The organism is Methylobacterium oryzihabitans (genome assembly GCF_004004555.2).
In the GTDB taxonomy this organism is placed as follows: domain Bacteria; phylum Pseudomonadota; class Alphaproteobacteria; order Rhizobiales; family Beijerinckiaceae; genus Methylobacterium; species Methylobacterium oryzihabitans.
Genome location: NZ_SACP01000001.1, coordinates 146,280 through 155,904, shown reverse-complemented (window position 1 = coordinate 155,904; position 9,625 = coordinate 146,280). Strand labels below are relative to the sequence as shown.

Below are 9,625 nucleotides of genomic sequence, written 5' to 3'. Positions count from 1 at the left end.
TGAGGTTAGGGGCCGCCGCAGTCTCCCGCAAGACGCCGGATCCGGCGCCGTCTACTTTAAAAAATCCCCGAACGCCCGCGGCCCGTCCGCGGTCTTCACCTGTCCGACGACCGTCAGGGTCGCGGTGTCGATGATGCTCAGCGTGTTCGATTCCCAGTTGGCGACGTAGATCCGGCGGCCGTCGCGGCTCGCCGCGATGCCCTCGGGGTAGTCGCCGACGGCGATGCGCGGGCCGGGCGCCAGGGTGGCGGTGTCGAAGGTGCTGACCGTGCCGCCGTACTGGTCGGTGACGAACGCGCGCCCGCCGGTCAGCGCCACCGCGTAGGGCCGCTCACCGACCGGGACCCGGGCGATCTCCTTTCGCGCCGCGAGGTCGATCACCGAGACGTCGTTCGAGCCGACATTGGCGGTGTAGGCGCGCCGCCCCTCGGCATCGATCGTGACTCCGAACGGGCGGGTGCCGACCGGGATCGCCGCGAGGCGCCGGCCGGTGGCGGTGTCGACGAGGGAGACCGCGTCGTCGTCGCGGTCGGCGGCGAGCAGGAACCGGCCGTCGCCGGTGACGGCGATGCCGGAGGGCGAGGTGCCGACCACGATCTCGCCCGCCACAGCCAGCGTCGTCGGATCGACCACCCACAGGCGCTTGGCGTACCAGTCGGCGACGTAGACCGCGCCGGAGACCGGGTTGACCCCGACGCCGAGCGGGCCGCCGCCGAGGGCCAGGGTCTTCGTCACGGTGCGGGCGGCGGTGTCGATCACCGCCAGCGCCTTGGCCTCGGGGGCGGTGACGTAGGCCCGCGTCCGGTCGGGCGAGAGGGCGATGCCGGCGGGCGCGCCCGGCACCGGGATCGTCGCCACCACCTTGCGGGCGTCGAGGTCCACGACCTCGACCACCTCGGCGCTCTGGGCGGTGACGAACGCCTCCTCGGCCCGGGCCGGGAGCGCGGCCAGGAGCACCAGGAGCGGCCCGAGGATCCGGGCCGCGCGGCCCGTCACGAGTTGCCCTTCTCGATCTTCGCCTTCAGGCCCTGCAGCCCGTCCTGGTAGAGGCCCTTCACCGCCTTGATCGCCGCCTCGTCGTTGAGGTCCGGCGGCGGGTCGTTGTTCATGTAGCCGCGGTAGAACGCGCCGTCCCAGGTCACGGTCGACTGGCCGCCGTCGGCCGGCTCGACCTTGATCGTGGACGAGTAGTTGTTGACCGGCAGGGTCTTCACGTCGACCTTGTTGATCCGGTAGGACAGGCTGCGGTTCTCGGCCGAGTACTTGTAGAGCTCCTCGTCCACCGTCGCCCCGCCCTTCAGCGTGAGGGTGCGGGTCGCCTTGATCTCGTTGCCGCCCTGGCCGGTGGTCTTCTCGACCGGCGGCAGCCAGCTCATGTCCTGGAAGTTGCCGACCACGGCCCAGACCTTCTCGGGCGGGGCGTTGATGGTGATCTTCTCCTCCACCTTCTTGCGCGAGGGGCCGTGCGCCTGCGCCGCCAACGGCGCCAGGGCGACGAGCGCCGCGAGGGCGCCCCCGATCACGAGCTTCATTCAGGCGTCTCCTTCCTTTTTCCGCCGGCAAGATGGGGCGGTGCGCCCCCGGCGGATAGTGAACGAATGGACGATCACGGATCGTCATCGAACGAACGGACGATCAGGGATCGTCGGGGACGGGCAGCCTCTCGGCCTCTCCCCAGCCGAGCGCCGCGGCGACCTTGTCCTCGACCCAGGACCACGCCTCGCGCTCGGCCGCGCCGGCGGTCTTGGCGACGGCGATGTGGAGGTAGCGCATCTCGGCTGCGACCTTCTCGGGCGCCAGCATGTGCAGCCGGGTCGACAGGATGGCGGCCTCCAGCACCGCGGCCCTGGCGCGGTTGTCGCCGGCGACGACGCGGTGGGCCTCCTCGTGGACCACCCGGCAGCGGAAGCGCGGGCGCACCGGGTCGTCGCGGGTCTCGACCACCTCCAGCTCCCTGTGCCCGTAGGCGTCGGCGAGGCGGCGGCCGGGGATGCGGGTGCAGGGCAGGGTCGGCCAGTCGCGCCGGCCGGTGACGCAGCCGGCGATGACCCGGATGTCGGCGGGGGCGGCGGCGGCGAGGTAGGGCGAATGCTCCAGGTTGAGGATCGTCGGAGAGGGCCGAAACGGGGCGACGACGTAATCCTCGCCCTCCTGAATGAGTCCGAAGGGCACGAGGTGCAGGGCGCCGTCCGGGCCTTGCGTCGTCACGATGGTTTCGAGGATCAGCGGCACCGGCTCACTCCGCCTCGTCCGGCACGACGACGCCGCAGACGACCCGCCCGGCCGCCGGCGTGTTCGTCGGGGGGAGATCCTCGGCGGCGCGGTCGCCGCTGTGGCGGGTGTGGCCGGCCTGCTTGAACCGGGTGGTGTCCTCGGCAACCGCATCGACGGCGCTGCCCCAATCGAGGGGCTCGTCCTGGACGTAGCGCTTGCCGAGGCGCCAGGCGATCTCGGCCTTGGTCAGTTCGCCGCCGAGATAGAAGGCGTGGGCGCCGTCGCCGGCGACGTCGAGTTGCGGAAAGAACGCCATCGCGTCGGTGCCGGTGGCGTGAACGGCGCGGTTGTAAATGTGGACCCCGTCCTCGGCCACCGCGACGCGGTAGTTCGGGTCGCGGACCTCGGCGGCCAGCCCCGCGATCTCGTCGGGCGTCAGGGTGTAGGGGCGCTTGTCGTGCAGGCTGAGCAACTGCCGGCCGTAGCCCTTGGGGAGCGCCGCGTCGGCGCGGGCGGCGTACATGACGCGGCGGGCGGCGTCGTGCTCCTCGACGGTGCGGCGGGTGTGGTTGGAGACCTGCACGATCAGCACGTTGCGGATCGCCAGTTCCGAACAGAGTCCGACCAGCAGCGCGGTGACGCCGACGCTGTCGGCCTCTGTCAGCTCGGTGAGGTTGCCAGTCCCCATCATCATCTCGATGTCGGGATGGCGGCGGCGGATCTCGTGGTAGCGCACCAAGGAGGCGGCGAAGCCGAAATGGATCGGCTCCAGGATCGGGTCGGCGAGGAAGGGCAGGCCGGCGCGCCGCATCCGGTCGATGGCGCGGTCGAGGGAATCGAGGTCGTCGGGCCGCACCGGCACCACCACCGGCACGGCGCCGGTCTCGAAGGCGAGGTCCAGCGTGTCCTCGCTGAGGCTGAGCAGGTAGTCGGCCCCGGCCTTCGCGCCGCGGGCGAGCTCGTCGCGGGAGAACGAATCGACGCTGACCGCCAGTCCCTCGGCCTTGAGCAGGCGGATCGTGTCCTCGAGATGGGGGAAGGGGGTGTCGGGCAGGCCGCCGAGATCGATCACGTCGGCGCCGCGGCGGGCGAGGTCGCGGGCCCGGGCCAGGATCTGTTCCGGCGTCAGCCGCGAGGCATCGACGATCTCCGAGAAGATTGTCAGGTCGTGCCGCGACAGGTCGAGGGTGCGGCCGGCGAGGCCGAGATGGGCCGGCAGGTCGATGATCTCGTCGGGGCCGCGCTCGACCGGCACGCCGAAATGACGCGAGAGGGCGTCGAGGTCGGCGCGGCAGCGGCCGGGCAGGATGATCCGGGTGGCGCCCTCCGGCACGGCGATGCGGCGGCGGATGATCTCTTCGGTCATCAGCGCCGCGACCTTCACGCCGGCATCGGCGATGCTCCAGGTGAAGCGGTCCTTGGGCAGGGTCGCGGCGACCTTTTCCAGCCGCGCCCGGGCGAGCTTGCCGGTGACGAAGACGAGGTGCTCGCTCACGCCGCGCACTCCCGGGGCCCGGGGGCCGTGCCCCCGGCGGGTCCGGGCGGCGCCCGGCGGGTGCGGGCAGCGCCCGCGCGCAGCCATTCCTTGCCGGGTCCTCGCACCAGGATGTCCCCGTCGAACCGCGCCGCGAAGAGCGGGAAGGCCGCGTCGAGCAGGTCGTCCCGCGGCGGGTCGGCGGACTTGACGATCAGGCAGCGGGCCGCGCGCAGGTCCGCCGCGAGCCAGAGGGCGAGGCTGTCGGAGGTGACGTCCCAGGTCTCGGGGATGTCGGGATGCCCGTCGAGGAGCGGGGAGGGGTCCCAGACCGGAATCCCGCCCGCTGCCAGGGCCACGGCCGGATCGGTCGCCACGGAGAGCCGCGGTTCGAGGGCGGCGAAGATCCGGGCCATGCCGGCCATCGCCGAGAGGGCGAGGCGGTGGGCGAGGGAATCGTCGAAGGCGAGCGCTCCTTGGGCCGCCCGCACCGCGTCGGCGAGGCCGCCGCCGCCCGGCACGACGACGCAGGGGCCCTCGGCGCCGTCCGCGAGGGCGCACAGGAGGCCGCGCAGCCGGCCGCTCTCGGCCACGAGGCTGCCGCCGATCTTCACCACGGTGAGGTCGCGCACCATCGCGGCGTTCTACGCCGCCGCGGCGTCGGCGGGCGCCGCGGCGAGGCGCCGCGCCGCCGCGCGGATCAGGGCCGGATCGAGGCCGCCGCGGCGGTCGGCGCCGGCGCAGAGCCCGCCACGGAAGCCGAGATAGCCCGGTGCCAGGGCCGCGAGGGCCGGGATGTCGTCGAGGCGGAGCGACCCGGCGAGGCCCGAGAGCAGGCCGGCCCGCCGGCAGGCGTCGGTGAAGGCGGCAAGCTGCGGCAGGGCGAGGTGGTCGGTAAGGCGGCGCCCGTCCTTCACGCGCGTGTCGATCATCGCGCCGGAAAACCCCGCTGCGGCAAGGACGGGCACGATGGCCGGGTCTGGCCCGTCCTCGGCGAACAGCACGGCGATCACCGGGGGCACGACGGGCAGGCGCAGGACGGCCGGGTCGAGCCCGGGGGGCACCGCGATCTTGAGGTAGTCGGCGCCGCATCCCGCGAGAGCGGCCAGCATCGCGGCGGCTTCCTCCCCGGAGGCGGGCTCGCCCGCGACGGCGCTGGTCGGCCCGCCGGCGGCGGCGGCGATCACGGCGCGGGTCTCGTCCGGCGGCAGGCCGCCGAGGGCGCCGCGGGCGGGATCCTTGGCGTCGACGAGGTCGGCGCCGGCGGCGCGGGCCAGGGCCGCCTCGGCGGGGTCGCGGACGCTGACGAGGAGGCGCACCCGGCGGGAATCGGCGGGCGGCATCACGAGCGGTCCGGCAGCGGCTCGGCGAGGAGGCGGTTCTTCACCACCCAGCGCACGCCGTGGCGCCAGGTCTCGTCGGTGTCGCCGCTGATGACCGCCTGCCCGCCGCGCAGCACCTTGCCGCTCGCCGTGTCGGTGATCGTGATGGTGACGTTGAGGACCTGATTGGTGTTGCGCTGGACGTAGCCGTAGACCGCGACCGCGGCGCCGGCCTCGCGGGCGATGCGCTCGGCGCAGCCCTCGCACTTGTAGAGCGGCGCGTCCTTGCGGATCTGGGCCGCCTGCGGGGCGAGATCGACGGGGGCGAGGGCGCCGTTCGCGTCGATCTGCCGGCGCAGTTCCTCGGTGGCGAGGCCGAGGCGGCGGGTCTCGTCGGGCCGCAGCGGGCGGGCGACGACGACGCCCGGCTCCAGCAGCTCGACCGGGAACAACGCCGCCTTGACCGGCTCCCCGGCCGCGAGGACCGGCCCCGGCAGCAGCAGGGCGCAGAGGAGGGGCAGGAGTCGGGGGGCGACCATCGCCGGACCCTTGCACGAGGCTCCGGCGGGGCGCAACGGCGGGGGGCGCGGGCGGCGGGTTGGACTTTCGGGTGGGGCGGGCGGGGCGGCAACCCGGGCTGCACCGCACGGCCTGCGAGGGCGCCAAACGAGCGGCAGGGCGGGGAGGTCCCTGCCGGCTCCTAGCGAGGTCACCCTCTCACGCTGCGAGCGAGAGGGCGGCGTAGATCAGCGCCACGGCGAGGACGCAGGCGGCGTGGGCCATGTCGCCGTGAGCGGCATACAGAAGGACGATCGCGACATAGGCGGTCGCGAGCCCCGCATAGCAGCGGCGGTGGTGGTCGAGGTCGTGGGGGCCGGTCATCTCGGGATTCCTCTGGTTGCTCCGGCTCCTCATTCACGCCATCCTGACCGCAATGCTGAGGCTCTCCCCCGCACGGTCCCGCAATGCCCCGCAAACCCGCGGAGCCTGACAGTGCCCAAGGGCGCTTCGCGGCGTTGCTGGCGGGGCACCTGAGCGGGGGGACGCGCCCGGCCCGCTCGGCCGGCGAGCCGTGGACCGACGCTGGCTTCGCCCGCGAGGTGCCGAGCGGTCGCGACAACGACTACGTCTCGCCCCGCACGGTCTCGAACTGGCGCAAGGGCACGGCGCTGCCCGACGCAATCGAGCCGGTCCTGCGCGCCCTGTTCGGGCCGGAGGGCAACCCCCGCCACGCTGATGCCCGCGAGGCCCTGCGCAAAGCCTTCCTCGCCGCGCGGCACGAGAAGGCGGCCCTGGTCGTCGCCCGGGCGAAGCGCGACCCGGCCGGCGGGCTCTGGATTCCCGAGGGCGACCACTTCACCCTCGACCGCACGAGGCGCCCGACCGATGCCCGCGCCGCGGCCGATCCGGTGCGGCGGCAATTGCAGCGGGCGATCTGTGCCGCCGCCGCCGATCTGGCCGGGGAGGCGCGACGGCTCGGCAATTCGCGCACCTGGAAGCCCCTGCCGGCGACGGCGGAGATGTTGTGCGCCATCGTGCAGGGCGAGCCGCAAGCCGTGCTCGACCAGCTCGGCGAGGCCTACGCGGCGCTGCTGCGCCTCGGCCGCTTCCTCGACACCGACACCCGCCTCCAGAACGATCCCGGCCGCCACGACGAGCCCCTCGACGCCGACCTCCACGGCCTGCTCACCGACCTCGTGCGCCTCGCCGCGCCGTGGCTGCGCGGCTTCCCGACCGTGGCGGCGCTGGACGATGCTGCCGGCCGGTTCCTCGCCCGGGAGGATCTTTTTCAGCCCGCCCGCGACTTCGCCCGCGTCGCCCGGGACAGGAAGGCCATCACCGACCGCGACGCCGCCGAACTCGGCCTGCTCGGCGACACCGCTGCACCCGACGACTTCCAGGGCGCCAAGGCCGGCGCCCGGGCGGTGGGCCATACCGGCAACCTGATCCTCGCCGGGGCCGAAGCCCTGGCCCTCGCCCGCCTGCCTGGAACCGAGGCCGATCCGGATCGCGCGGGTCGCGCCGAGACGGCGCGGGCGATGCTCGCGGCAGGGAAGGCGGAGGTGGACGCCCTGTCCGCGTCGTGGCCGGACGACCTGCGGCACGCGCTGCGGCTGTTCGTGGAGGAGGGACCGGCGGGTGCCCGCGCGGCGCTTCCGGGAGCACCGGCGCAGCCGGTGCCGGATGATGTGGAGGCACAGGCCCGCGCGATGATCCTGGAGGGTCGCGCGCCGCCGGCCGAATGGCGGCCCTTCCTTCACGATCTGAACTTCGCTTTCACGCAACTCGATGATTTGAAACTCCTGGCGGGCCTCACCACCCTCCGGAGCCTCGATCTGATGGGCACACAGGTCAGCGACCTGTCGCCCCTGGTGGGCCTCACCACCCTCCAGAGCCTCTATCTGATGAACACACAGGTCAGCGACCTGTCGCCCCTGGCGGGCCTCACCACCCTCCAGAGCCTTGATCTGAGGAACACACAGGTCAGCGACCTGTCGCCCCTGGCGGGCCTCACCACCCTCCAGAGCCTCGATCTGAGCGGCACACAGGTCAGCGACCTGTCGGTCCTGGCGGGCCTCACCACCCTCCGGAGCCTCGATCTGATGGGCACACAGGTCAGCGACCTGTCGCCCCTGGCGGGCCTCACCAGCCTCCAGAGCCTCGATCTGAGGAACACACAGGTCAGCGACCTGTCGGTCCTGGCGGGCCTCACCACCCTCCAGAGCCTCACTCTGATGAACACACAGGTCAGCGACCTGTCGGTCCTGGCGGGCCTCACCACCCTCCGGAGCCTCACTCTGATGAACATACAGGTCAGCGACCTGTCGCCCCTGGCGGGCCTCACCACCCTCCAGAGCCTCGATCTGAGCGGCACTCAGGTCAGCGACCTGTCGGTCCTGGCGGGCCTCACCACCCTCCAGAGCCTCGATCTGAGCGGCACTCAGGTCAGCGACCTGTCGCCCCTGGCGGGCCTCACCACTCTCCAGAGCCTCGATCTGAGCGGCACACAAGTCAGCGACCTGTCGGTCCTGGCGGGCCTCACCACCCTCCAGAGCCTCGATCTGAGCGGCACACAGGTCAGCGACCTGTCGGTCCTGGCGGGCCTCACCACCCTCCAGAGCCTCGATCTGAGGAACACACAGGTCAGCGACCTGTCGGTCCTGGCGGGCCTCACCACCCTCCAGAGCCTCGATCTGAGGAACACACAGGTCAGCGACCTGTCGGTCCTGGCGGGCCTCACCACCCTCCAGAGCCTCACTCTGAGCGGCACTCAGGTCAGCGACTGAACCGCTCCGGGTTTTTCGGAGGCTGTTTGTCTTGGGTCAGGCGGCCAAGGCTTGGTCGCGGACGTGGGTATGATAGCGCGCTTCGGCCTCGGCGGGAGGGACGTTGCCGATTGGCGCGAGGAGGCGACGGTTGTTGTACCAGTCGACCCACTCCAGGGTGGCGTACTCGACCGCCTCGAAGGAACGCCACGGCCCGCGCCGATGGATCACCTCCGCTTTGAACAAGCCGTTGATCGTCTCCGCCAAGGCGTTGTCGTAGCTGTCGCCGACGCTGCCGACCGACGGCTCGATCCCTGCTCCAGCCAAGCGCTCGGTGTACCGTAGAGCTAAGTATTGCGAGCCGCGGTCCGAGTGATGCACCAGTCCGCTGCCCTGAACGGGACAACGCTCGTGCAGGGCCTGCTCCAGGGCATCCAGGACGAAGCTCGCGTGAGCGTTGCGTGAGGCCCGCCAGCCGACGATGCGCCGGGCGAACACATCGATGACGAACGCCACGTACACGAAGCCCGACCACGTCGCTACGTAGGTGAAGTCGCTGACCCACAAGGCGTTCGGTCGGGGAGCCTTGAAGTGGCGGTTGACCCGGTCGAGCGGACAGGCAGCAGCCGGGTCGGGGATCGTGGTGCGCACGGTCCTGCCACGCACCACCCCCGCCAAGCCCAATCGGCGCATCAGCCGCGCCACCGTGCATCGAGCGGTCACGATCCCCTCCCGGGCCAGCTGCCGCCAGATCTTGCGTACACCGTAGACACAGAAGTTGGCCTCGAACACGCGCTTTATCTCGATCATCAACGCGGCTTCGCTGCGAGCACGAACCGGTTGCTTCTCGGAATCGGCACGCCGGGCGGCATGCACGTAGTAGGTCGACGGGGCAATCGGCAGTACCCTGCAGATCGGCTCGACCCCGTAGATCTCCCGATGATCGTCAATGAAGCTGATCATGGCCGCGACCGGCGGTCGAGCTCCGCCATGGCAAAATATGCCGACGCCTTGCGCAGGATTTCGTTGGCCTGGCGCAGCTCGCGGTTCTCACGTTCAAGCGCCTTGATCCGCTCGCGCTCGTCCGTCGTCTGGCCAGGACGTACGCCCTGATCCTGCTCAGACTGGCGAACCCAGTTCCTCAGCGTCTCGCCCGAGCAGCCGATCTTGGCCGCGATCGACTGGATCGCTGCCCATTGCGAGCCGTGCTCGCCTTCGTGCTCGCGCACCATCCGCACGGCACGCTCGCGCACCTCGGGGGAAAACGGGCTTGTTCGCTTCGTCATGGCTCCATCCTCTCAGAAGTTGGAGCCTCCGGGAAACCCGGGGCGGTTCAGACCTGTCGCCTC

At 71.8% G+C, this 9,625-nt stretch carries 10 protein-coding genes and 1 other annotated feature; of the genes, 1 reads left to right on the top strand and 9 read right to left on the bottom strand.

Features of this window, described 5'->3' with window-relative positions:
- Window positions 1–51: 51 nt before the first annotated feature.
- The 8 genes from EOE48_RS00705 to EOE48_RS29045 all read right to left on the bottom strand — a co-directional run bounded on the left by EOE48_RS00705 (window position 52) and on the right by EOE48_RS29045 (window position 5,892).
- Complete coding sequence (locus tag EOE48_RS00705; protein ID WP_246153880.1) at window positions 52–996, bottom strand: YncE family protein; 945 nt, start codon at window positions 994–996, stop codon at window positions 52–54.
- A complete protein-coding gene (locus EOE48_RS00700; RefSeq protein WP_127726854.1) occupies window positions 993–1,532 on the bottom strand; it encodes an SRPBCC family protein in 540 nt (179 codons plus the stop codon). The genes EOE48_RS00705 and EOE48_RS00700 overlap by 4 nt, the downstream gene beginning before the upstream one ends.
- Window positions 1,533–1,635: 103 nt before the next feature.
- Complete coding sequence (locus EOE48_RS00695) at window positions 1,636–2,232, bottom strand: DUF447 domain-containing protein (protein ID WP_127726853.1); 597 nt, start codon at window positions 2,230–2,232, stop codon at window positions 1,636–1,638.
- A gap of 4 nt (window positions 2,233–2,236) precedes the next feature.
- Entirely contained in the window at window positions 2,237–3,709 is a 1,473-nt protein-coding gene (locus tag EOE48_RS00690) for a DUF6513 domain-containing protein (protein ID WP_127726852.1), read from the bottom strand.
- On the bottom strand, window positions 3,706–4,323 hold the full coding sequence (locus tag EOE48_RS00685) for an amino acid kinase family protein (RefSeq protein ID WP_246153879.1): 618 nt from the start codon (window positions 4,321–4,323) through the stop codon (window positions 3,706–3,708). Before EOE48_RS00685 ends, EOE48_RS00690 begins: the two co-directional genes overlap by 4 nt.
- Window positions 4,324–4,332: 9 nt before the next feature.
- A complete protein-coding gene (locus EOE48_RS00680; protein WP_127726851.1) occupies window positions 4,333–5,031 on the bottom strand; it encodes a (5-formylfuran-3-yl)methyl phosphate synthase in 699 nt (232 codons plus the stop codon).
- Window positions 5,031–5,549: a DUF3280 domain-containing protein gene (locus EOE48_RS00675; RefSeq protein WP_127726850.1), complete on the bottom strand. Its 519-nt coding sequence runs from the start codon at window positions 5,547–5,549 to the stop codon at window positions 5,031–5,033. Before EOE48_RS00675 ends, EOE48_RS00680 begins: the two co-directional genes overlap by 1 nt.
- 178 nt (window positions 5,550–5,727) lie before the next feature.
- Window positions 5,728–5,892, bottom strand: coding sequence for a hypothetical protein (locus EOE48_RS29045; protein WP_187371276.1), 165 nt, complete (start codon window positions 5,890–5,892; stop codon window positions 5,728–5,730).
- A gap of 83 nt (window positions 5,893–5,975) precedes the next feature.
- On the opposite strand from EOE48_RS29045, the gene EOE48_RS00670 reads away from it, so the two are divergent.
- Window positions 5,976–8,297 carry a leucine-rich repeat domain-containing protein gene (locus tag EOE48_RS00670; RefSeq protein WP_127726849.1) on the top strand — a complete coding sequence of 774 codons (2,322 nt, stop codon included), beginning with the start codon at window positions 5,976–5,978 and terminating at the stop codon, window positions 8,295–8,297.
- Window positions 8,298–8,333: 36 nt separating this feature from the next.
- Here the strand turns inward: EOE48_RS00670 and EOE48_RS00665 are convergent.
- A protein-coding gene (locus tag EOE48_RS00665; RefSeq protein ID WP_127726848.1) for an IS3 family transposase occupies window positions 8,334–9,562 on the bottom strand; the annotation gives its coding sequence in 2 pieces (ribosomal slippage) (window positions 8,334–9,274 and window positions 9,274–9,562; 1,230 coding nt in all).
- Window positions 9,165–9,281: a sequence feature (AL1L pseudoknot), on the bottom strand. It overlaps the preceding gene by 117 nt.
- Window positions 9,563–9,625: the final 63 nt, after the last annotated feature.

Bases quoted from the DNA above. Each gene is read 5' to 3' on its own strand.
- EOE48_RS00700 (WP_127726854.1), bottom strand. From the start codon at position 1,532: ATGAAGCTCGTGATCGGGGGCGCCCTCGCGGCGCTCGTCGCCCTGGCG.
- EOE48_RS00685 (WP_246153879.1), bottom strand. From the start codon at position 4,323: ATGGTGCGCGACCTCACCGTGGTGAAGATCGGCGGCAGCCTCGTGGCC.
- EOE48_RS00680 (WP_127726851.1), bottom strand. From the start codon at position 5,031: ATGCCGCCCGCCGATTCCCGCCGGGTGCGCCTCCTCGTCAGCGTCCGC.
- EOE48_RS00675 (WP_127726850.1), bottom strand. From the start codon at position 5,549: ATGGTCGCCCCCCGACTCCTGCCCCTCCTCTGCGCCCTGCTGCTGCCG.
- EOE48_RS29045 (WP_187371276.1), bottom strand. From the start codon at position 5,892: ATGACCGGCCCCCACGACCTCGACCACCACCGCCGCTGCTATGCGGGG.
- EOE48_RS00670 (WP_127726849.1), top strand. From the start codon at position 5,976: ATGCCCCGCAAACCCGCGGAGCCTGACAGTGCCCAAGGGCGCTTCGCG.